The sequence below is a fragment of the Variovorax sp. J2P1-31 genome (assembly GCF_030317215.1).
Classification (GTDB): domain Bacteria; phylum Pseudomonadota; class Gammaproteobacteria; order Burkholderiales; family Burkholderiaceae_C; genus Variovorax.
Window position 1 is genome coordinate 301,747 of the sequence record NZ_JASZYA010000004.1, and the last position, 21,302, is coordinate 323,048.

Genomic DNA, 21,302 nt, shown 5'->3' on the forward strand with positions numbered 1-21,302 from the left:
CGAAAAGGGGAGAGCGCGCGCGGGGCGTCACTGCACGGCGCCGGTGCCGTAGAGCAGGTTCGGCAGCCACAGCGAGATCTGCGGGAAGATCGAGAGGATGACCAGCAGGCCCATCATCACGGCGAGGTAGGGCACCACCTCGCGCGAGTAGTCGCCCATGCGCACCTTGAGCGTCTGCGAGGAGATGTACATCAGCCCGCCCACCGGTGGCGTGATGCCGGCGATCGTGAGGTTGGTGATCAGCACGATGCCGAAGTGCACCTTGTCGATGTGCGCGCCGTCGATCAGCGGCAGCAGCATGGGCGTGAGGATGATCAGCGCGGCCGAGCCCTCGATCGCCGTGCCCAGCACGATCAGCACCAGGTTGATCAGCAGCAGCAGCAGGATCGGGTCCTTGGTGGTGCCCGCGAGCCAGCCCGACATCGCCTGCGGCACCTGCTCCCACGAGAGGTAGAAGCCGAAGGCCGAGGCGGCGCAGATCATCATCATCACGCTGGCCGAGTCGCGCACCGATTCGGCCAGCACTTCCGGCAGCTGGCCGATCTTCATCTCGCGGTAGCCGAAGATCGCGACCGCCAGCACGTAGAGAACCACGATCGCGCCGGACTCGGTGGTGGTGAAGATGCCGTAGCGCGTGCCCAGGATGATGACCACCGGGATCGACAGCGCCCACAGCCCGTCGATCAGCGCCTGGCCCAGCTCCTTGGCGTTGGCGCGCGTGGCGCGCTGCGGCTTGTACTTGCGCCGGATGGCCAGCACGTGGGTGGTGAACATCAGCGCCACGGCCAGCAGCAGGCCCGGCACGATGCCGGCCGCGAACAGCCGGCCGATCGAGGCCTCCGCCAGGAAGCCGTAGATGATCAGCCCGATCGAGGGCGGGATCAGCGCGGTGATGATCGCGGCCGACGAGGTGATCACCGCCGCGAAGGGCGCGCTGTAGCCGCGCGCCACCATCTGCGTGCCGATGGTCTTGGCCAGCATCGCGGCATCGGCGTTGGCCGAGGCGGTGAGGCCGCCGAGCAGCGTGGCGAGCACGGTGCACATCTGCGCCAGCGCGCCGGTCATGTGGCCGACCAGCACTTCGGCCAGGTTGAGCAGCCGCCGCGTGATGCCCGAGGCGTTCATGATGCAGCCGGCCAGCACGAACAGCGGCAGCGCCAGCAGCGACACCGACTCTGTGCCCTCGGCCATCTGCTGCGCGAAGTTGGCCAGCGGCATCTCGCCGATGTTGAGCACGAAGAAGCCCAGCGCCGCGATGGCCATGGCCCAGGTGATGGGCGTCTGCAGGGCCAGCAGCACCAGCATCAGGATGGCCGGCAGCCAGAGGTGGAAGGAACTCACAGCGACATCTCCGAAGACGGTTGCCATTTCCAGCCGGTGGCCCAGGGCTTGAGCAGGATGTGCTGCACCAGCATGAGCAGCGATGCGAAGGCCATCGGGCCGTAGACCACCGAGCGCGGGATGTCGATGACCACCACGCGGATCGAGTGCGCGATGACCGCCTGCCAGACGAACATGGCGGTCAGCGTGGCGAACAGCACGGCCAGCAGCCACCAGTTGAAGATGAAGATGCCGCGCCGCACCGCGGGCGGGAACATCGCGACCAGGGCGTCGACGTCGGCATGCATGCGCCAGCGGATGCAGGCCGCGGCACCGAAGAACACCAGCCAGCCGAAGGCGATGACCGCGACCTCGAAGGTCCAGGAAGCGGGTTGCGGGAACAGGTAGCGCGTGACCACGCCCCAGGTGATGGACAGCACGATGGCGCAGGCGCAGAGCACGCCGATGGCCTCGTCCGCGCGGCGCAGGCTCAGCAGGGGCCCGGGCCCGATGGGCGCGGGGAGAGGCGCCGCCGGCGGGCCGGCGGGAACGACCGATTCAGTCATGGATGTGAAGTGTTGGAATGGACCGAAGCGGCCGCTCAGCGCGTCATCGCGGCGCGGACCTTGTCGTACATGCCGGGCGTGAGGCCGGGCACCTTGGCGTAGGCGACCTTGGCCTTCTCGGCGAAGGCCTTGTGGTCGACGTCGGTCACGAACTGCACGCCGGCCTTCTTCATCTCGTCGGCATAGGCCGCGTCGGAGGCGAGCGTGAGCTGCGTCAGTTCGGCGCCGGCCTTCTTGCCTTCGTCGAGCAGCACGGTCTGCAGGTCGGGCGGCAGGCTCTTGAAGAAGTCGGTGCTGGTGACCATCGCGACGTACATGGTCTGGTGGGCCGTGGTCGACAGCACCTTGCGCACTTCATACAACTTGGAGCCGACCAGCGAGCCGTAGTTGGCCTCGGCCGCATCGACCACGTTGGTCTGCAGCGCGTTGTAGACCTCGCCCCAGGGCAGCGCGGTGGGCCGGCCGCCGAGGGCGGTGAAGGTCTCGAGCATGATCGGCGAGGGCGGCACGCGCAGCGTCATGCCGGCCATGTCGGCGGGCGTGCGCACCGGCTTGCTGCCCAGCACGTGGCGCACGCCGAACAGGCCGTCGACCACGATCAGCTTCATGCCCTGCTGCTCGAGACGGGTCGACATCTCCTTGAACACCTCGGAGGCGAACAGCTTCTTCGCCTCGTCCTGGCTGCCGTAGAGGTAGGGGCCGGCCAGGATGCCGAGGTCGGGCACGAACTGGCTCAGCTGGCCGTAGTCGGTCACGCTCAGCACCCGCGCACCGCCCTTGATCATCTCGTTGACCTTCTTCTGCGGGCCCAGCTGGTCGCCCGTGAAGATGTTCAGCGTGATGCGCCCGCCCGAGCGCTCCTTCACCCGGTCGGCGAAGGAGTGCATCACCTTCACCACCGGTTCGTTGGGGTTCACCTGCGAGGTGGAGAAACGCAGGCTGTAGTTCTGCGCCGCCGCGGGCGCGACGGCGCCGAGGGCCAGCGCCAGACCGGCGGCGAGGGTGGACAGGGTCGAAACGACGGTGCGGCGGGAGGTCATGGTTGTCTCCAAGGGAGAGCGCTCGGGGCGCATTGGTGTAATTCCTATATGAACTATCAGTTCATGTATGAAATGATGCTGCCAGACGGGTGCATTGTCGATTAGGGTTTTCCGCGACAAGGCGCACGCATGCCAACTCATATGAACTTACTGTTTGCTCATGCTTGATTCATCGACTCCGGAGGCCTTGCCGCTGGCCGGCCTGCGCGTGCTGGATTTCAGCCAGTTCCTGGCCGGCCCCTCGTGTGCGCTGCGGCTCGCCGACCTGGGCGCGGACGTGGTCAAGGTCGAACGGCCCGACGGGGGCGACCTGTGCCGCGGCCTGGTGCTGGCCGACCAGACCTTCGAGGGCGACAGCGCGCTGTTCCACACCATCAACCGGCGCAAGCGCAGCTTCGCGGCCGACCTGAAGGCGCCGGCCGACCTGGCGCGGGTGAAGGCGCTGATCGCAGGCGCCGACGTGATGATCCACAACTTCCGCCCCGGCGTGATGGAGCGCATCGGGCTCGACGCGGCCAGTGCGATGGCGCTCAACCCGCGCCTCGTCTATGCGGCCGTCACCGGCTACGGCGAGGAGGGCCCGTGGCGCGACAAGCCCGGCCAGGACCTGCTGGTGCAGTCGCTCTCGGGCCTGGCCTGGCTGGGCGGCGATGCGCACGCCGACGGCAGCGGCCCGCCGGTGCCGGCCGGCGTCTCGATGATCGACGTGATCACCGGCGCGCACCTGGTGCAGGGCATCCTCGCGGCGCTGCTGCGGCGCGGCGTGACCGGGCGCGGCGGCCGGGTCGACGTGAGCCTGCTCGAGTCGGCGCTGGACCTGCAGTTCGAGCCCTTCACCGCCTTCCTCAATGGCGACGGCAGCCAGCCCGCGCGCACCGCCGAGAACCATGCGAGCGTGCACGGCGCCGCGCCCTACGGCATCTACCGCACGCGCGACGGCTTCATGGCGGTGGCGATGACGCCGATGGACAAGCTCGCGCAGCTGATCGGCAGCGACGCGCTGGCCGCGCTGGCGGCCGACCGCGGCGGCTGGTTCCGCAACCGCGACGCGCTCAAGCAGCAGCTGCAGCAGGACCTGCTGGCACAGGACAGCGCCCACTGGCTCGCGATCCTCGAGCCGGCCGGCGTGTGGAGCGCCGACGTGCTGCGCTGGCCGCAGCTCACCGCCCATCCGGCCTTCGCCGCGCTGGGCATGACGCAGACCATCCGCAGCGCCAGCGGCGCCACGATGCAGACCACGCGCTGCCCGATCCGCATCGACGGCCGGCGGCTCTACAGCGCGCAGGGCGCGCCGCGCCTGGGCGCCGACACCGAGGCCATCGCACGCGAGTACGGCCTGCCTTCCTCACCTTCCTCCTCTCTCGCACCATGACCCACGAGCAATTCTTCGAAGACTACGTGCCGGGCGCCACGCGCACCACCACCGGCCGCACCCTCACCGAGGCCGACATCGTGCTGCACGCCGGCCAGACCGGCGACTTCTTCCCGCACCACATGGACGCCGCCTGGTGCGCCACGCAGGACTTCGGCCAGCGCATCGCGCACGGCACGCTGGTCTTCAGCGTGGGCATCGGCCTGACGGCCACGGTGATCAACCCGCGCGCCATGTCCTACGGCTACGACCGCCTGCGCTTCGTGAAGCCGGTGTTCATCGGCGACACGATCTACTCCAAGGTGGCGATCACCGACAAGCGCGACCACCCCAAGCGCAGCGGCCACGGCATCGTGGTCGAGACCGTGACCGTGACCAACCAGCGGCAGGAGACAGTGCTGGTCTGCGAGCACCTGCACATCGTCGAAAGGCGTTCGGCACAGGGCTAAACTGATCGGCCCATGAAGCACACCACCGCCCCCGAGACCGACGACACCGACGCCGAACGCCGCCCCAAGTACGCGGTGCCGGCGGTCGAGAAGGCGCTCGACGTGCTCGAGCTGCTGTCGGCGCAGGCGGTGCCGATGACGCAGGCGCAGCTGGCGCGGGCGCTGGGCCGCGAGCCCAGCGAGCTGTTCCGCATGCTGAGCGCGCTGGAGGCGCGCGGCTACCTGCGGCGCGAGGACAACGGCGGCTACGTGCTCACGCTCAAGCTGTTCGAACTGAGCCGCACCCATTCGCCGCACGAGCAGCTGCTGCGCGCGGCCACGGCGCCGATGCGCGAACTGGTCGACAACATCCGCGAGTCCTGCCACCTGAGCGTGCTGCACCGCGACCAGCTGCTGGTGCTGACGCAGGTCGATGCGCCGACCTCGATCCGGCTCTCGGTCGAGGCCGGCTCGCTGCATTCGGCGGTCGACACGCTGTCGGGCCAGGTGCTGCTGGCCAACTCGCCCGACGCCGAGCGCGACGAGCTGCTCGGCCGCCGCGCCGAATACCAGCGCCGCAGCGCCGAGGAGCGCGCCGCCTACCTGGCGCTGCTGGCCAAGATGCGCGCCGACGGCTGGGGCTATGCCGAGAACGCGCGCTTCGTGGGCGGCCGCGACCTGAGCGTGCCGGTCGGCAACCCGCGCGGCCGCACCCGCGCCGTGCTGACCATCGCCTCGCTGCGCGGCACCCACACCGCGCACGACGACCTGTTCGATCTGCTGCCGCGGCTGCAGCGGTGCGCCGAGGACATCGGGCGCATCGCGGGCATCGCCTAGCCGTTCCGCTGGCGCAACAGCCTGTCTTCCGCGGCGGCCTTTGCGGCGGCCGATCCGGCCCCATATTCGAGGCTGGATCGCCGCGCCCCATCGGCCCGGCACACACAAGGAAGACCCCATGACCGACCCCATCGTCCAGATCAAGCCCCTCGGCTTTCCGTGGGAGACCATCGACCCGTTCCTGTTCTGCGCGTACCACGACGACGCCTACCCCGCGGCCAATGGCGCGATGGGGCCGGCCGCCTCGCTGGCCGGCCGCGCCATCGGCCAGGACTTCAGCCGCAAGGACGGCTGGAGCATGTACCACGGGGAGGAGATCCCCGGCTTCCCGGGCCACCCGCACCGCGGCTTCGAGACCGTGACCATCGTGCGCAAGGGCCTGATCGACCATTCCGACTCGCTGGGCGCGGCCGCGCGCTTCGGCGGCGGCGACGTGCAGTGGCTGACCGCGGGCAAGGGCATCGTGCATTCCGAGATGTTCCCGCTGCTCGATGCGGGCGCGCCCAACCCGCTGGAGCTGTTCCAGATCTGGCTCAACCTGCCGGCCAGCCACAAGATGGTGGCGCCGCACTTCACCATGTTCTGGGCCGAGGACGTGCCGCGCTTCACCGCCACCGACGGCGAGGGCCGCAGCACCGACGTGGCCTGCGTGGCCGGTCGCATCGGGCCGGTGGACGGCGCACCCGGCAGCACCGGCGGCCCGCTCGCGCCGCCGCCCGATTCGTGGGCCGCGCAGGAGGGCTCGGACGTGGCCATCTGGACGATCCGCATGGCGCCCGGCGCCCGCTGGACGCTGCCGGCCGCGCTGGGCACCGGCACGCGCCGCAGCCTGTACTTCTTCAAGGGCGCGTCGGTGCAGGTCGGCGGCCGCGAGGTGACGGGCCATGCGGCCATCGAGCTGCGCGCCGACCAGGCGGTGGAGCTGCTCAACGGCGAGGTCGAGGGCGAGTTCCTGGTGCTCCAGGGCAAGCCCATCGCCGAGCCGGTGGCGCAGTACGGCCCCTTCGTGATGAACACGCAGGCCGAGATCGCGCAGACGATGCAGGACTACCGCCGCACCCAGTTCGGCGGCTGGCCCTGGAAGGACGAGGCGCCGGTGCACGGCAGCGACCCGGCCCGCTTCGCGCGCCATCCGGACGGGCACGAGGAACGGCCGGTGACGGCCAAGGCCTGAGGCGCGCGGCTTTCTAGCGCGCGCCGGTGCGCAGCTTCTGGAGCTGCGCCTGTTCCTCGGCCAGCTTGGCCTCGCGGCTGGCGATCTTGTCGGCCTTGCCCTGCGCGCGTGCCTGGTCGAGGTCGCGCTGGCGCTCGGCCACCTTCTTCTCCTGCCGCTGGATGCTCGCGTGGTGCGCCTTCTGCAGCTTGGCGTCGCTGCAGTTGGCCTGGGTTTCACGCAGCGCCTTCTCGAGGCCGCGCACGCGGCTCTTCTGGCCCTTGGCCTTGGCTTCCTCGATGTCGCGTGCGATGTCGGCCTTCTTGAATTCGCAGGTGCCGGGCGCGGGCTGGGCCAGCGCGGCGTGCGGCACGAAGACCAGGGCCGCGGCGGCCATGGCGATCAGGGAGAGGGACTTTCGCATGGCATTCCTTTCGATGGGAGCAGAGGCTTTCATCTTGCCCCAGCGCCGGCCGGAAAACTCTCCTCGAGAAAATTCAGGAAGGCGCGCACCCGCGGCGCCAGCACGCGGCCGCGCGGGTACAGCACGTAGAGCATGTCGTCGGTCTTCTCGCGGTAGTCGGCCAGCAATGGCACCAGCGCGCCGCGCGCCAGGTCGGCCGCGATGTTGAATTCGGCCAGCCGCACCACGCCCAGGCCCTCGATGGCCAGCGTGCGCAGCAACTCGCCCTGGTTGGCGCCGATGTGGCGCGGGATGTCGATGGTCTTGAGCGCGCCGTCGCTCTCGCGGAAGGTCCAGGCGTTCCACTGCGTGCGGATGGTGAAGTTCAGGCAGCGGTGGCGCAGCAGTTCGTCGGGCGTGCGCGGCGTGCCGTGCTCGCGCAGGTAGGCCGGCGAGGCCGCGATCACCCAGGGCCGCGGCATCAGCGGCCGGCCGATCAGCGACAGCTCGGTGGGCCGGCCGCTGTGGATGGCCACGTCGATGCCCTGCTTGACGAAGTCGCCGCGCTCGGTGCCGATGATGAACTCGAGCTTGAGCGCCGGGTGGCGCGCCATCAGCGCGGGCAGCAGCGGCGCGAGCAGGTACTTGGCGGTGGTCAGCGGCGTGTGGATGTGCAGCGTGCCCGAGACCTCGGTCTCGGCCGCGCCCGCGATGTTCTCGGCCTCGGCCATCGCGTCGACCACGCGCTGGCTCGCGCGCTGGAACTGCGCGCCTTCCTCGGTCAGCCGGATCGCGCCCGCGATGCGCTCGAACAGCCGCACGTTGAGCCGCGCCTCGAGCCGCGCGATGAGCTTGCTCACGGCCGAGGGCGACAGCGCCAGCCGCCGGCCCGCGCCTGAAAAGCTGCCTTCTTCCACCACGCGGAGGAAGACCGTCATCTCACCGAATTTGTCCATGCGGGTTTCTTTGTACTGTGCCGCGGCTTCACAGGCGCTGTGCTGCGGCGTGCGTTGTCGGGCCCCGGGGCACTGTACAGAATCGTCCGCACACACAGGAGACAAGACCACATGAGCAAGACCCTCCGGATCGGTTCGGGCGCAGCCTGGTGGGGCGACCGCGTCGAGCCCGCCGCACTGAACGCCGAACGCGGCGAACTCGACTACCTCTGCTTCGAGACCATGGCCGAGGCGACGGTCTCGGCGGCGCAGGTGCGCGCCCGGCGCGACCCCAGCTTCCCCGGCTACGACACCTACCTCGACGATCGCATGCGCGCGGTGCTGCCGGCCTGCATGCGCAACGGCACGCGCATCGTCTCGAACCAGGGCTGGATCAACCCGGTGGCGGCGGCGAAGCGCATCGTCGAGCTGCTGCAGGAGATCGGCGTGACCGGCGTGAAGGTGGCGGCCGTGAGCGGCAGCCTGATCACCGACCGCGTGCTCGAACTCACCGACACCATCCTCGAGAACGGCCAGCCCACGCACACCCTGAAGCCCACGCTGATCTCGGCCGAGGCCTACCTCGGCGCCGAGCCCATCGTCGAGGCGCTGCGGGCCGGCGCGCGCATCGTGGTCACGGGCCGCGTGGCCGACCCGTCGATCTTCATGGCGCCGATGATGTACGAGTTCGGCTGGGACCCGCTCGACCATGCGCGCGTGGGCGCGGGCAACGGCATCGGCCACCTGCTGGAATGCGGCGCGCAGGTGACCGGCGGTTACTTCTCCGACCCCGGCTTCAAGGACGTGCCCGAGCCCTGGAACTTCGCCTTCCCGATCGCCGAGGTCGAGGCCAACGGCGACGTGGTGATCACCAAGGTGGCCGGCAGCGGCGGCGCGGTGACGCTGCAGACGGTGAAGGAGCAGATGCTCTACGAGGTGCACGACCCGGCCAACTACCTCACGCCCGATGCGGTGGTGGACTTCACGAGTGCGAAGCTCGAGCAGATCGGCCCCGACCGCGTGCGCGTCACCGGCCTGGGCGGCAAGCCGCGCACGCCCACGCTCAAGGTCTCGATCGGCTGCACCGAGGGCTTCATCGGCGAGGACATGTTCTTCTACGCCGGCCCGGGCGCGCTGCGCCGCGCGCAACTCGCGAAGAAGGTGCTCGAGGAGCGCTTCAAGATCGTCAAGCTCGACGCCGAGGACATGCGCGTCGACTTCCTGGGCATCAACGCGATCCACGGCGACGCGACCCCCGCCGATGCGCCCGAGCCCTACGAGATCGCGGTGCGGGTGGCAGCGCGCACCAAGACCCGCGAGGAGGCCGCGAAGGTCGGCCGCGAGGTCGACGGCATGGCGGTCTCGGGCATCGCCCACACCGGCAAGCGCGTGCCGCACCAGGAGCGCACGCGCGAGGTGATCGGCGTGTGGTCCTCGCTGGTGCCGCGCGAGCAGGTGCCGGCCTCCATCCAGTACTTCGAAAGCTGAGCAACGCCATGAAAGTTCTTCTGCAACACGTGGCCCATGCGCGCTCGGGCGACAAGGGCAACACCTCGAACATCTCGGTCTTCGCCTACGAGCCCGAGTTCTACGACCTGCTGCGCGAGCAGCTCACGGCCGAGCGCTTCAAGGCCTTCTACCGCGGCGCGATCACCGGCGAGGTGCTGCGCTACGAGGCGCGCAACATCGACGCGATGAACTTCGTCTGCCACGGCGCGCTGGGCGGTGGCGTGTCGCGCAGCCTGTGCCTGGACAACTACGGCAAGGCGCTGTCGGCCGCGGTGCTGGGCTTCGAGATCGAGGTGCCCGACGCGCTCGCGCCCAAGCTGCACGGGCAGCACCTGCTCTAGCTTCATAAAAAAAGGAGACAAGCCAGATGAAGACGACGATTCGATGCTTCGGCGCGGCCCTGCTGTCGGTGGCGGCCATGGCCGCAGCGCAGGCCCAGGGCTACCCCAGCAAGCCGGTGCGGCTCATCGTGCCCTATCCGGCCGGCGGCACCACGGACATCATCGCGCGCGTGGCCGCGCAGCAGCTCAGCGAACGGCTCAAGCAGCCCTTCGTGGTCGAGAACAAGGGCGGCGCCAACGGCGCCATCGGCTCGGCCGAGGTGGCGCGTTCGCCGGCCGACGGCTACACGCTGCTGATGGGCACGGCCAGCACGCACGGCATCAACTCGGCGGTCTACAAGACGCTGCCCTACGACGCGGTGAAGGACTTCGCGCCGGTGACCATCGTCGCGAGCACACCCAACATCATCGCGGTGCACCCGAGCGTGCCGGCGAAGAACCTGCAGGAACTGCTGGCGCTCGCCAAGGCGCAGCCGGGCAAGCTCAACTACGGCTCGACCAGCCTGGGCGGTTCGCCGCACATGAGCGCCGAGCTGCTCAAGATGATGGCCCACGTCGACATGCTGCACGTGCCGTACAAGGGTGCCGCGCCCATGCTCACCGACCTGATGGGCGGCCAGGTGCAGGTGGGCTTCGACAACCTGCCCTCGACCATCAATTTCGTGCGTAGCGGCAAGGTGCGCGCCATCGCCGTGACCACCGCGCAGCGCTGGCCCGGCGCGCCCGAGATCCCGACCGTGGCCGAGAACGGCGTGCCGGGCTACGAGGTGTCGGGCTGGTTTGGCCTGCTGGCACCGGCGGGCACGCCGCCGGCCGTGCTGAAGACCCTCCAGCAGGCCATCGCCGAAGCCGTGAAGCAGCCCGAGGTGAACAAGCAAATGCTCGACCTGGGCGCGCTGCCCGTGGCCAACACGCCCGAGGCCTTCGCCGCGCTGGTGCAGGCCGATGTCGCCAAGTGGCGCGAGGTGGTGAAGAGCACCGGCGTGAAGCTCGACTGACCCGGCAGGGCGCCGCGCGCGACAGCCGCGCGCGGCGAGAGCGGTTAGGCTCGCTGTCGCATTGGCTTTGCGCCCCGTGCGCGCGACAAGAATGACAACGAGCCCCTCGAGACACGCCCCCCCCTGGCTGATGCTGCTGGCGCTGATCGGCGCCTTCGCGCTGAGCCAGGCCTTCCGCACCATCGCCGCCATCCTGGCCACGCCGCTGCAGGCCGAGTTCGGCCTGTCGCCGCAGGCGCTGGGCGTGTTCGCGGGCGCCTTCCACTTCGCCTTCGGCGCGCTGCAGCTGCTGATGGGCATCGGCATCGACCTGCAGGGCGTGCGGCGCACGGTGCTGCTGGCCTTCCCGCTGGCCATCGCGGGCGCGCTGCTGTCGGCCATGGCGCCCAGCTTCGGCGTGCTGGTGGTGGGCCAGGTGCTGATCGGCGTGGGCTGCGCGCCGGCCTTCCTGGTGTGCACCGTGTTCATCGCACGCCAGTTCCCGCCCGAGCGCTTCGCCGCGGTGTCGGGCCTGACGCTGGGCGTGGGCTCGCTGGGCATGCTGCTGACCGGCACGCCGCTGGCGTGGCTGGTGCAGGCCACCTCCTGGCGCACCGGCTTCCTCGCGCTGGCCGTGGGCTCGGCACTGGCCTGGGCGCTGATCCTCTGGCTGGTGCGGGAGCCGCCGGCACCGGTCGCGGCTTCGGAACGGCCCTCGGTGCTCGGCGCGCTGCGCAGCTACGGCGCGCTGTTCGCGCTGCCGCACACGCTGGGCATCCTGGCGCTGGCGGCCGTGACCTATGCCTCCTTCATCTCGCTGCGCGGCCTGTGGCTGGGCCCGCTGCTGATCGAGCGCCACGGCTTCTCGCTGGTGCAGAGCGGCAACGTGGCGATCGCGGTGTCGGTGGTCGGCATGTTCGGCCCGATCCTGTTCGGCCGCTTCGACCCCGGCGCGGCGCGGCGGCGCTGGATCGTGGGCTTCACCTTCGCGGTGGCCGCGATCTTCGCGGTGATGGCCTTCAACCCCGGAGCCGCCCTCGACGTGGCGGGCGCGATCGCGGGCGGCCTGCTGTCGGGCTACATCGTGCTGCAGTACGCCGACGTGAAGGCCGCCTACCCACCCGCGATGACGGGCCGCGCGATGGCGGTGTTCACGATGGCGATGTTCCTGGGCGTGGCCGTGATGCAGTGGCTCACGGGCGCGGTGGCCTCGGCCGCCTCGGCCCATGGCGCCGATCCCTTCGTGAGCGTGCTGCTCACCATCGCGGGCCTGCTGGTGGCCGGGGCCCTGGCCTTCGTTTGGCTGCCGAAACCGGCCAGCGCCGCGAAGGCCGGCTGAGCTTCAGGCGGCCAGGCCGTGCTCGACCATGTCGAGCAGGCGCTGCCCCACCTGCTGCATCTGCGGGCCGATCACCGGGCCCAGCGGCCCGTCCAGCACCAGCATCGCCAGGCCGTGGACGGCCGACCAGGCCAGGAACTCGGCGCCGGGCCGGCGTTCGGCCGGCATCACGCCGGCGGCCACCATGCGGTCGAGCGCCTCGCCCAGCAGCTGGAACGGGTTCTTGCCGCTGGGCCCGGCGCGGGCCGGGTCGACCGGCCCCTTGAGGTCGTCCGAGGCCGCATAGGCCGTGAGGAACAGCCCGTGCTCGGCCTGGGCGAAGCGCAGGTAGCCGGTGCCGATGGCGCGCAGCGCCGCGCGCGCGGCCTCGGCCGGCGGCAGGCCCGCGGGCACGGCGGCCAGTTCGGCCTCCATCGCGGCGGCCGAGGCCGACAGCGCCGCGGCACGCACGGCCTTCAACAGGTCGTCGCGGCTGCCGAAGTGACGGTAGGCCGCGTTGGGCACCACGCCGGCCTGGCGCGTGACCTCGCGCAGCACCACGGCCTCGGGCCCGCCGGTGCGCGCCAGCGCGAGGCCCGCCTCGAGCAAGGCACGCCGCAGGTCGCCATGGCGGTAGGTGCTGCGGACAGGCTGCGGAACGGAACGCATGGCTCGGGATTCTCCTTTGTGGACAGCGTCCATTGTCTGAGTTATGGTTTGTGTACAGCGTACACAAATTGCGATCCACCTGCTCGTCAAAGGAAAGAAAGACCATGGCCACCCAGATCTTCGTCAACCTGCCGGTCAAGGACCTGAAGAAGTCCGTCGACTTCTTCACCGCGCTCGGCTACACCTTCAACCCGCAGTTCACCGACGAGAACGCGACCTGCATGATCGTGAGCGAAGGTCACGTCCACGTGATGCTGCTGGTGGAGACGTTCTTCAAGACCTTCACGCCCAAGCCGATCGCCGACGCCAAGGCCGCCACCGAGGTGCTGATCGCGCTGTCGTGCGAGAGCCGCGCGCAGGTCGACGAGATGGTGAGGAAGGCCGTGGCCGCGGGCGGCCGCACGCCCACGCAGCCGCAGGACCTCGGCTTCATGTACCAGCACGGCTACGAGGACCTCGACGGCCACATGTGGGAGCTGGTGTACATGGAACCCGGCGCGATCCCGGGCTGAAGGGCGGCGCCTATTCGATCGCGACCTTGCCGTCCTTCACCAGCCGGGCGAAGCGGGCGGTCTCGTCGGCGATCTGCCGCGCCATCTGCTCGGGCGTGCCGCCCAGCGGCTCGGCGCCGATGGCCTGCATGCGCCTGGCGAAATCCGGCGACTGGATGATCTTCACCATCTCGGCGTTGAGCCGCGCGATGACCTCCTTGGGCGTGGCGGCCGGCGCCAGCACGCCGAACCAGGTGCCGATGTCGAAGCCCTTGAGCCCGGCCTCTTCCAGCGTGGGCACCTCGGGCAGCACCGAGGAGCGTTTGGCCGTGGTCACCGCCAGCGCGCGCAGCTTGCCGCCCTGGATGTGCTGCAGCACCGGCGTGATGGTGTCGAAGGACAGCGCGATCTGGCCGCCCAGCAGGTCGGTGGTCAGCGGGCCGCTGCCCTTGTAGGGCACGTGCAGCAGCTCGGTGCCGGTGCTGGCCTGGAACTGCGTGCCGATCAGGTGCTGCGCGGTGCCGTTGCCGTTCGAGCCGTAGGCCAGCTTCGCCGGCGCCGACTTCGCGAGCGCGACCAGCTCGCTCACGTTGCGCGCCGGCGTGAGCGCGGCGTTGACCACCAGCACGTTGGGCACCATCGCGACGGTGCTCACCGGCGCCAGGTCCTTCTGGAAATCGTAGGGCAGCTTCTTGTAGACGCTGGTCGCGATGGTGTGGTGCACCGCGCCCATCAGCAGGGTATAGCCGTCGGGCTTGGCCTTGGCCACGTAGTCGGCGCCGAGCGTGGCACCGGCGCCGGGCTTGCTCTCGACCACCACCGGCTGGCCGAGGCTTCTGCGACAGCCGGTCGGCCAGCGCGCGCGCCAGCACGTCGGTGGTGCCGCCGGCGGGGAAGGGCACGATCAGGTTGATCGGCCGCGTGGGCCAGGCCTGGGCCCAGGCCAGGGTCGACGAGAGGCCGAGCGCGAGCAAGGCCGCGTGCACGAGCTGCCGGCGATGCGGCTGGAAGGGGATGCGCATGGTTTGTCTCCGTCTTTGTTTTTGGCGAGGGGGCCGGGGCTCAGGCCGCGCGGCGTTCGCCGTGCGCGCCGGCGATGAACTCGCAGACCGCGCGCGTGACCGCCTCGGTGGTCGCCGTGCCGCCGAGGTCGCGCGTGTGCAGCGCGGGGTTGGCCGTCACCTGCTCGACCGCCTGCATCACGCGCGCCGCGGCCTCGGGCTCGCCCAGGTGCTCGAGCAGCATCACGACCGACCAGAAGGTGCCGACCGGGTTGGCCAGGCCCTGGCCCATGATGTCGAAGGCCGAGCCGTGGATCGGTTCGAACATCGAGGGGTAGCGGCGCTCGGGGTCGATGTTGCCGGTGGGCGCGATGCCCAGGCTGCCGGCCAGCGCCGCGGCCAGGTCGCTCAGGATGTCGGCGTGCAGGTTGGTCGCGACCAGCGTATCGAGCGTGGCCGGCCGGTTGACCATGCGCGCGGTGGCGACGTCGACCAGCTCCTTGTCCCAGCGCACGTCGGGGAACTCGGCCGCGACCTGCACCGCGATCTCGTCCCACATCACCATCGCGTGGCGTTGCGCATTGCTCTTGGTCACCACGGTGAGCAGCTTGCGCGGCCGCGACTGCGCCAGCCTGAAGGCGAAGCGCATGATCCGCTCGACGCCGGCGCGGGTCATCATGCTGACGTCGGTCGCGGCCTCGATCGGATGGCCCTGGTGCACCCGGCCGCCCACGCCCGCGTACTCGCCCTCGGAGTTCTCGCGCACGATCACCCAGTCGAGGTCCCGCGGGCCGCAGCGCTTGAGCGGGCCGTCGATGCCCGGCAGGATGCGCGTGGGCCGCACGTTGGCGTACTGGTCGAAGCCCTGGCAGATCTTCAGCCGCAGGCCCCACAGCGTGATGTGGTCGGGGATGTGCGGGTCGCCGGCGGAACCGAACAGGATCGCGTCCTTGCCGCGCAGCGCGTCCAGGCCGTCGGCCGGCATCATCTCGCCGTGGGCGCGGAACCAGTCGCCGCCCCAGCCGAAGTCCTCGAACTCGAAGCGCAGCGTGCCTTCGGCCGCGGCCAGCGCCTCCATCACCTGCCGGCCGGCGGGGATCACTTCCTTGCCGATGCCGTCGCCCGGGATGGTGGCGATGCGATAGGTCTTCATGGTGTCTTCCTTCATGTGCGGTGGTCTGGATGACGCAATGTAGGATCGGCCGGCACGATGCATTCACCCCCGAATTGAATCCATCGTTAACTTCAATTCAACAGTGGAGAAGGCCGTGAGCACGTCCATCCAGCCCGCCGAACTGGGCTTCTTCTCGACCCTGGCCGCGGCCGGCAGCCTGAGCGCGGCGGCGCGCGAGATGGGCGTGACCACGCCCGCGGTGAGCAAGCGGCTGGCGCTGATGGAGGCCCGGCTGGGCCTGACGCTGGTCAACCGCACCACGCGGCGCATGGGCCTCACGCCCGAGGGCGAGCTGTACCTGGCGCATGCGCGCCGCATCCTGGGCGAGATCGAGGACATGGCCCAGCTGCTGGGCCAGGCCAAGGGCGAGCCGCAGGGCCTGCTGCGGGTCAACGCGACGCTGGGCTTCGGCCGCAGCCATGTGGCGCCGGTGATCTCGCGCTTCGCGCGCCGCTATCCAGAAGTCGATGTGCAGCTGCAGCTGTCGGTCAACCCGCCGCCGCTGACCGACGATGCCTTCGACGTCTGCATCCGCTTCGGCATGCCGCCCGACACGCGCGTGATCGCGCGGCGCATCGCCTCGAACCGGCGGCTGCTGTGCGCCGCGCCGGCCTACCTCGCGCGCGCGGGCACGCCGCGGGTGCCGAACGACCTCGCGCGCCACGCCTGCATCGGCATCCGCCAGGGCGACGAGGCCTACGGCACCTGGCGCCTGACCAGCGGCCGCGGCGCCACCGAGCGCACGCAGGCGGTGAAGACGCGCGGCCCGCTGGCCACCAACGACGGCGAGATCGCGGTGAGCTGGGCGCTCGACGGCCACGGCATCGTGATGCGGGCCGAATGGGACATCGCGCGCTACCTGCGCAGCGGCCGGCTGGTGCAGGTGCTGCCCGGCTAGCGCACGCCCGAGGCCGACATCCACGCCGTGTACCCGCAACGCCACCAGCTGTCGACGCGGGTGCGGGCCTTCGTCGATTTCATGGCGGCGGCGCTGGCCAGGGGCGAGGCCGGCCACGCTGGCAAATAGGTGTCAGGCGCGCCGGCGGGGCCCGGGTTAGATTCGTGCTCCCAACCCAGGAGAAGCTCTTCACCATGATCCATGTCCTCGCCATCATCACCGCCAAGCCCGGCCTGCGCGCCCGGGTCCTCGAGGCCTTCCAGGCCAACGTGCCGGCGGTGCTCGCCGAAGAAGGCTGCATCGAATACGCCGCGACCGTGGACGCGGCCGGCATGCCGCCTTCGCGCGGCACCTTCGGCGAGGACACCTTCGTGGTGATCGAGCGCTGGGAGAGCGTGGCCGCGCTGCAGGCGCACGCCGCGTCGGCGCACATGGCGGCTTACGGCGCCAAGGTCAAGGACTGGACCGCGAGCCGCGCGATCCACGTGCTCGAAGCGGTCTGACCCGCCAACGAAAAAACGCGCCCGAGGGCGCGTTTTTTGTTCGGTCCGCGAAGCTTACTTCGACACGACCTTGACCATCTCCAGGCACTTGTTCGAGTAGCCCCATTCGTTGTCGTACCAGCTCACGAGCTTGACGAAGGTGCCGTCGAGCGCGATGCCGGCTTCGGCGTCGAAGATCGAGGTGCGCGGGTCGCCGCGGAAGTCGGTGGCCACCACCTTGTCTTCCGTGTAGCCCAGGATGCCCTTGAGCGGACCTTCGCTCTGGGCCTTCATCTCGGCGCAGATTTCCTTGTAGGTCGCTTCCTTTTCCAGCTCGACCGTCAGGTCGACCACCGACACGTCGGAGGTCGGCACGCGGAAGCTCATGCCGGTGAGCTTCTTGTTGAGCTCGGGGATCACCACGCCCACGGCCTTGGCCGCGCCCGTCGACGACGGGATGATGTTCTCCAGGATGCCGCGGCCGCCGCGCCAGTCCTTGTTGCTCGGGCCGTCGACGGTCTTCTGCGTGGCGGTGGCCGCGTGCACGGTGGTCATCAGGCCGCGCTTGATGCCCCACTTGTCGTTGAGCACCTTGGCCAGCGGGGCCAGGCAGTTGGTGGTGCAGCTGGCGTTGCTCACGATGGCTTCGCCGGCGTACTTCTTGTCGTTCACGCCGTAGACGAACATCGGGGTGTCGTCCTTCGAGGGGGCCGACAGGATCACCTTCTTGGCGCCCGCGTCGATGTGCTTCTGCGCGGTTTCCTTGGTCAGGAACAGGCCGGTCGACTCGAGCACCACGTCGGCGCCGACTTCGTTCCACTTGAGGTTCGCGGGGTCGCGTTCCTGCGTCAGGCGGATCTTCTTGCCGTTGACGATCAGCGTGTTGCCGTCGACCGAGACCTCGCCCTGGAAGCGGCCGTGCACCGAGTCGTACTGCAGCATGTAGGCCAGGTAGTCGGGCTCGAGCAGGTCGTTGATGGCAACGATCTCGATCTCGTTCCTGAAGTTCTGGACGGCGGCGCGCAGCACGTTGCGACCGATGCGGCCGAAGCCGTTGATACCGAGTTTGATAGCCATCTGACTTGCTCCTAAGGTTGAAAAACTGATGCGGAAAACTCAGCGCGCGAGCGCGGCTTCGACCGTGGCGGCCACGTTTTCCGGCGTGAACCCGAAATGCTTGAACAGCACGCCCGCGGGGGCCGACTCGCCGTAGGTGTCGATGCCGACCACGGCCGCGACGCCGTACTTCCACCAGCCGTCGGTGGAACCCATCTCGACGGCGATGCGCGGCAGGCCCTTGGGCAGCACGCTCTTCTTGTAGGCCACGTCCTGGCGGTCGAAGGTGGTGGTCGAGGGCATCGACACCACGCGCACGGCGATCTTCTTCGCGGCCAGCAGCTCCTGCGCCTTGAGCGCCAGCTGCACTTCGGAGCCGGTGGCGATGATCACGGCCTTGACCTTCTTGCTCTTCAGGCCGACGCGCTCGGGCTCGGCCAGCACGTAGGCGCCCTTGCTGATGTCGCTGAGGTCGGCCTTGGGCGAATAGGGCAGGTTCTGGCGCGACAGCAGCAGCGCGGTCGGGCGGGTGGCGTTCTGCAGCGCGACGGCCCAGGCCACGGTGGTCTCGGCGGTGTCGCCCGGACGCCAGACGTCGAGGTTCGGGATCAGGCGCAGCGAGGCGGCGTGCTCGATCGACTGGTGCGTCGGGCCGTCTTCGCCCAGGCCGATGGAGTCGTGGGTGAACACGTGGATCACGCGCTGTTTCATCAGCGCGGCCATGCGGATCGCGTTGCGGCTGTAGTCGCTGAAGGTCAGGAAGGTGCCGCCGTAGGGGATGAAGCCGCCATGCAGCGCCACGCCGTTCATGATGGCCGCCATGCCGAACTCGCGCACGCCGTAGTTGATGTGGCGGCCCAGCAGGCCGTCGGGGAACTGTTCGTTGCCCTCGCTGCGCACCACGTTGCCCTGCTCGTCGAAGCGCAGGTTGGGCGTGCTCTTGGTGTTGGTCAGGTTCGAGCCGGTCAGGTCGGCGCTGCCGCCCAGCAGTTCGGGCAGCGCGGCGGTGAAGGCTTCCAGCGCGAGCTGCGAGGCCTTGCGGCTAGCGACGGTCTCGCCCTTGGTGTGGGCCGCCACCACCGCGTCGAAGGCGGTCTGGTGGAAGCTCTTGGGCAGCTCGCCCTTCATGCGGCGCGTGAATTCGGCGGCCAGGTCGGGGAAGGCGGCGGTGTAGGCGGCGAAGCGTTCGTTCCAGGCGGCTTCGGTCTTGGCGCCGGCGGCCTTGGCGTCCCACTCGGCGTAGACGGCCTCGGGCAGTTCGAACGGAGCGTGCGCCCACTGCAGCGCGCTGCGCGTGAGGCCGATCTCCTCGGCGCCCAGCGGCTCGCCGTGCGCCTTGGCGGTGTTGGCGCGGTTCGGGCTGCCCTTGCCGATGTGGGTCTTGCAGATCACCAGCGTGGGCTTGTCGCCAGCCTGCTTGGCTTCGGCGATGGCCTTGGACACGGCGGCGGCGTCATGGCCGTCGACCGGGCCCAGCACGTTCCAGCCGTAGGCCTTGAAACGCTCGGCGGTGTTGTCGATGAACCAGGGCTTGACCGGGCCGTCGATGCTGATGCCGTTGTCGTCGTACAGCGCGATCAGCTTGCCCAGCTTCCAGGCGCCGGCCAGGGCCGCCGCTTCGTGGCTGATGCCTTCCATCAGGCAGCCGTCGCCCAGGAAGGCGTAGGTGTGGTGGTCGACGATGGCGTGGCTGGGGCGGTTGAATTCCGCGGCCAGCAGCTTCTCGGCCAGCGCGAAGCCCACGGCGTTGGTGATGCCCTGGCCCAGCGGGCCGGTGGTGGTCTCGACGCCGGGCGTGACGCCGACTTCGGGGTGGCCGGCGGTCTTGCTGTGCAGCTGGCGGAATTTCTTGAGCTCGTCGACCGGCAGGTCGTAGCCCGTCAGGTGCAGCACCGCGTAGATCAGCATCGACGCGTGGCCGTTGGACAGCACGAAGCGGTCGCGGTCGGGCCAGTGCGGGTTGACCGGGTTGTGGCGCAGGTGGTCGCCCCAGAGTGCGACCGCCATGTCGGCCATGCCCATCGGGGCGCCCGGATGGCCCGAGTTCGCGAGTTGAACGGCATCCATTGCCAGCGCGCGGATCGCGTTGGCCATCAAGGCTTGGTTGGCCATCAGTGAGGCTTTCTGGGGGTGTGGTGTTGGGGAGAACCCGCAATTTTAGCGGGCGGGGATGAGGGGGTCGTGTCCGGGGCCTGCATGCCCCGGCCCGCTGCTAGAGTCGCAGGCCTATGCAAGGGCTGCACCTCACCGCCGATCTCCACGACTGCCGCTGCGCCGCGCCGTGGCTCACCGATGCGCCGCTGCTGGGCGAACGCTGCGCCCGCGCGGTGCGGGAAGCCGGCCTGCAGGCCGTGGGCCAGCTGGTCCATGCCTTTCCCGCCACCGCCGAAGGGCCTGGCGGCGTCACGGCCACGGTGCTGCTGGCCGAATCGCACCTGTGCGTCCACACCTGGCCCGAACGGCGCGGCGCGACCCTCGACGTCTACGTGTGCAACTTCGGTGCCGACCACTCGGACAAGGCCCAGGCGCTGATGGACACGCTGCTGGCGCTGTTCGAGCCGCAACGCGTGGAGCGCCATGCGCTGATGCGCGGCGCGGGGCCCGAGGTGGCCAGCGCATGAGCACCCGCGCCATGGTGCTGGCCGCCGGCCGCGGCGAACGCATGCGGCCGCTGACCGACCACACGCCCAAGCCGCTGCTCACGGTGCACGGCAAGCCGCTGATGCAGTGGCCCATGGACGCGCTGGCGGCCGGGGGCTTCAGCTCGCTGGTGGTCAACACGGCCTGGCTGGGCGAGCAGATCGAGGCCCGCTTCGGCGACGGCCGCGCCGCGGGGCGTTCCATCGTCTACTCGCACGAGGGCCGCGACTTCGGCGAGGCGCTGGAGACGGCCGGCGGCATCGTGCGCGCGCTGCCGCTGCTGGGCGAGGTGTTCTGGGTGGTGGCGGGCGACATCCACGCGCCGGACTTCGCCTTCACCCAGGCCGCGGTCGATCGCTTCGTCGCCAGCGGCAAGCTGGCCCACCTGTGGCTGGTGCCGAACCCGGCCCACAACCCCAGGGGCGACTTCGGCATCTCGGCCGAGGGCCTGGCGCTCGACGATGCGCCCGAGCGCCTGACCTTCTCCACCTTCGCGCTCTACCGCGCGGCCTTCTTCGCGCCGCCGCTGTGCGCCATCGCGGCGGGCAATCCGCAAGGCGAGCGCGCCGCGCTCGCGCCGCTGCTGCGCGGGGCCATGAAAAAGGCCCAGGTGAGCGCGGAACGCTACCTGGGCCGGTGGACCGATGTGGGCACGCCCGAGCGGCTGGCGGCGCTGAACGCCACCTGAGCCG

Annotated in this window: 21 protein-coding genes and 2 pseudogenes; 13 read left to right on the top strand and 10 right to left on the bottom strand. The window is 69.9% G+C overall.

Translation table 11 applies throughout. From position 1 onward, the window contains the following. Positions 1-27: 27 nt before the first annotated feature. Genes QTI20_RS26920 through QTI20_RS26930 form a run of 3 tightly spaced genes read right to left on the bottom strand, consistent with a single transcriptional unit; the run spans position 28 to position 2,926 of the window. Positions 28-1,341 (bottom strand): TRAP transporter large permease, encoded by a 1,314-nt coding sequence (locus QTI20_RS26920; protein ID WP_183028595.1) that lies wholly within the window; start codon positions 1,339-1,341, stop codon positions 28-30. Next, entirely contained in the window at positions 1,338-1,886 is a 549-nt protein-coding gene (locus QTI20_RS26925) for a TRAP transporter small permease (protein ID WP_183028594.1), read from the bottom strand. The genes QTI20_RS26920 and QTI20_RS26925 overlap by 4 nt, the downstream gene beginning before the upstream one ends. 35 nt (positions 1,887-1,921) lie before the next feature. Next, positions 1,922-2,926 carry a C4-dicarboxylate TRAP transporter substrate-binding protein gene (locus QTI20_RS26930; protein ID WP_183028593.1) on the bottom strand — a complete coding sequence of 335 codons (1,005 nt, stop codon included), beginning with the start codon at positions 2,924-2,926 and terminating at the stop codon, positions 1,922-1,924. Between the two features lie 160 nt (positions 2,927-3,086). Between QTI20_RS26930 and QTI20_RS26935 the strand changes: the two genes are divergently transcribed. From QTI20_RS26935 to QTI20_RS26950, 4 genes are all read left to right on the top strand, one after another. Continuing rightward, a complete protein-coding gene (locus tag QTI20_RS26935; RefSeq protein WP_286555290.1) occupies positions 3,087-4,298 on the top strand; it encodes a CaiB/BaiF CoA transferase family protein in 1,212 nt (403 codons plus the stop codon). Further along, positions 4,295-4,747 (top strand): MaoC family dehydratase, encoded by a 453-nt coding sequence (locus tag QTI20_RS26940; RefSeq protein WP_286555288.1) that lies wholly within the window; start codon positions 4,295-4,297, stop codon positions 4,745-4,747. The genes QTI20_RS26935 and QTI20_RS26940 overlap by 4 nt, the downstream gene beginning before the upstream one ends. 12 nt (positions 4,748-4,759) lie before the next feature. Beyond that, positions 4,760-5,563 (top strand): IclR family transcriptional regulator, encoded by an 804-nt coding sequence (locus QTI20_RS26945; RefSeq protein WP_286555286.1) that lies wholly within the window; start codon positions 4,760-4,762, stop codon positions 5,561-5,563. A 118-nt stretch (positions 5,564-5,681) separates the two neighbouring features. Further along, the gene (locus tag QTI20_RS26950; RefSeq protein WP_286555285.1) at positions 5,682-6,737 is read left to right on the top strand and encodes a pirin family protein; all 1,056 of its coding nucleotides are present in this window, start codon (positions 5,682-5,684) and stop codon (positions 6,735-6,737) included. 13 nt (positions 6,738-6,750) lie between these two features. Here QTI20_RS26950 and QTI20_RS26955 read toward each other — a convergent pair whose 3' ends face one another. Both QTI20_RS26955 and QTI20_RS26960 read right to left on the bottom strand, forming a co-directional pair. Continuing rightward, positions 6,751-7,140: a DUF1090 domain-containing protein gene (locus QTI20_RS26955; protein ID WP_183028588.1), complete on the bottom strand. Its 390-nt coding sequence runs from the start codon at positions 7,138-7,140 to the stop codon at positions 6,751-6,753. A 29-nt stretch (positions 7,141-7,169) separates the two neighbouring features. Further along, positions 7,170-8,075 carry a LysR family transcriptional regulator gene (locus QTI20_RS26960; protein ID WP_286555282.1) on the bottom strand — a complete coding sequence of 302 codons (906 nt, stop codon included), beginning with the start codon at positions 8,073-8,075 and terminating at the stop codon, positions 7,170-7,172. A 111-nt stretch (positions 8,076-8,186) separates the two neighbouring features. Between QTI20_RS26960 and QTI20_RS26965 the strand changes: the two genes are divergently transcribed. The 4 genes from QTI20_RS26965 (at position 8,187) to QTI20_RS26980 (ending at position 12,220) form a co-directional block, all read left to right on the top strand. Then, positions 8,187-9,542 (top strand): acyclic terpene utilization AtuA family protein, encoded by a 1,356-nt coding sequence (locus QTI20_RS26965; protein ID WP_286555281.1) that lies wholly within the window; start codon positions 8,187-8,189, stop codon positions 9,540-9,542. A gap of 8 nt (positions 9,543-9,550) precedes the next feature. Then, positions 9,551-9,904 carry an AtuA-related protein gene (locus QTI20_RS26970; RefSeq protein ID WP_286555280.1) on the top strand — a complete coding sequence of 118 codons (354 nt, stop codon included), beginning with the start codon at positions 9,551-9,553 and terminating at the stop codon, positions 9,902-9,904. Between the two features lie 26 nt (positions 9,905-9,930). After that, positions 9,931-10,902, top strand: a complete 972-nt coding sequence (locus tag QTI20_RS26975; protein ID WP_286555278.1) for a Bug family tripartite tricarboxylate transporter substrate binding protein — start codon at positions 9,931-9,933, stop codon at positions 10,900-10,902. A gap of 130 nt (positions 10,903-11,032) precedes the next feature. Continuing rightward, entirely contained in the window at positions 11,033-12,220 is a 1,188-nt protein-coding gene (locus QTI20_RS26980) for an MFS transporter (RefSeq protein WP_353621774.1), read from the top strand. 3 nt (positions 12,221-12,223) lie between these two features. On the opposite strand, the gene QTI20_RS26985 is transcribed toward QTI20_RS26980, so the two are convergent. Then, the gene (locus QTI20_RS26985) at positions 12,224-12,868 is read right to left on the bottom strand and encodes a TetR/AcrR family transcriptional regulator (RefSeq protein ID WP_183028583.1); all 645 of its coding nucleotides are present in this window, start codon (positions 12,866-12,868) and stop codon (positions 12,224-12,226) included. Positions 12,869-12,972: 104 nt separating this feature from the next. Here QTI20_RS26985 and QTI20_RS26990 point away from each other — a divergent pair, with 104 nt between their 5' ends. Continuing rightward, positions 12,973-13,380 (top strand): VOC family protein, encoded by a 408-nt coding sequence (locus tag QTI20_RS26990; RefSeq protein WP_286555275.1) that lies wholly within the window; start codon positions 12,973-12,975, stop codon positions 13,378-13,380. Between the two features lie 10 nt (positions 13,381-13,390). Here QTI20_RS26990 and QTI20_RS26995 read toward each other — a convergent pair. Together QTI20_RS26995 and QTI20_RS27000 are read right to left on the bottom strand one after the other, a co-directional pair. Beyond that, positions 13,391-14,381, bottom strand: a pseudogene (locus QTI20_RS26995) (Bug family tripartite tricarboxylate transporter substrate binding protein). A gap of 40 nt (positions 14,382-14,421) precedes the next feature. Next, positions 14,422-15,513 (bottom strand): tartrate dehydrogenase, encoded by a 1,092-nt coding sequence (locus QTI20_RS27000; RefSeq protein WP_286555273.1) that lies wholly within the window; start codon positions 15,511-15,513, stop codon positions 14,422-14,424. Positions 15,514-15,628: 115 nt separating this feature from the next. Here QTI20_RS27000 and QTI20_RS27005 point away from each other — a divergent pair. Then, positions 15,629-16,561 (top strand): annotated as a pseudogene (locus QTI20_RS27005) (LysR substrate-binding domain-containing protein). 65 nt (positions 16,562-16,626) lie between these two features. Then, on the top strand, positions 16,627-16,935 hold the full coding sequence (locus QTI20_RS27010) for a putative quinol monooxygenase (RefSeq protein ID WP_286555271.1): 309 nt from the start codon (positions 16,627-16,629) through the stop codon (positions 16,933-16,935). Positions 16,936-16,989: 54 nt separating this feature from the next. On the opposite strand, the gene gap is transcribed toward QTI20_RS27010, so the two are convergent. After that, positions 16,990-17,991 (bottom strand): type I glyceraldehyde-3-phosphate dehydrogenase, encoded by a 1,002-nt coding sequence (gap, locus tag QTI20_RS27015; RefSeq protein WP_286555269.1) that lies wholly within the window; start codon positions 17,989-17,991, stop codon positions 16,990-16,992. Between the two features lie 39 nt (positions 17,992-18,030). Further along, positions 18,031-20,082, bottom strand: coding sequence for a transketolase (tkt, locus tag QTI20_RS27020; RefSeq protein WP_286555267.1), 2,052 nt, complete (start codon positions 20,080-20,082; stop codon positions 18,031-18,033). 116 nt (positions 20,083-20,198) lie between these two features. Between tkt and QTI20_RS27025 the strand changes: the two genes are divergently transcribed. Beyond that, a complete protein-coding gene (locus QTI20_RS27025) occupies positions 20,199-20,591 on the top strand; it encodes an S-adenosylmethionine decarboxylase family protein (RefSeq protein ID WP_286555264.1) in 393 nt (130 codons plus the stop codon). Between the two features lie 11 nt (positions 20,592-20,602). Then, on the top strand, positions 20,603-21,298 hold the full coding sequence (murU, locus tag QTI20_RS27030) for an N-acetylmuramate alpha-1-phosphate uridylyltransferase MurU (RefSeq protein ID WP_286555663.1): 696 nt from the start codon (positions 20,603-20,605) through the stop codon (positions 21,296-21,298). Positions 21,299-21,302 lie beyond the last annotated feature (4 nt).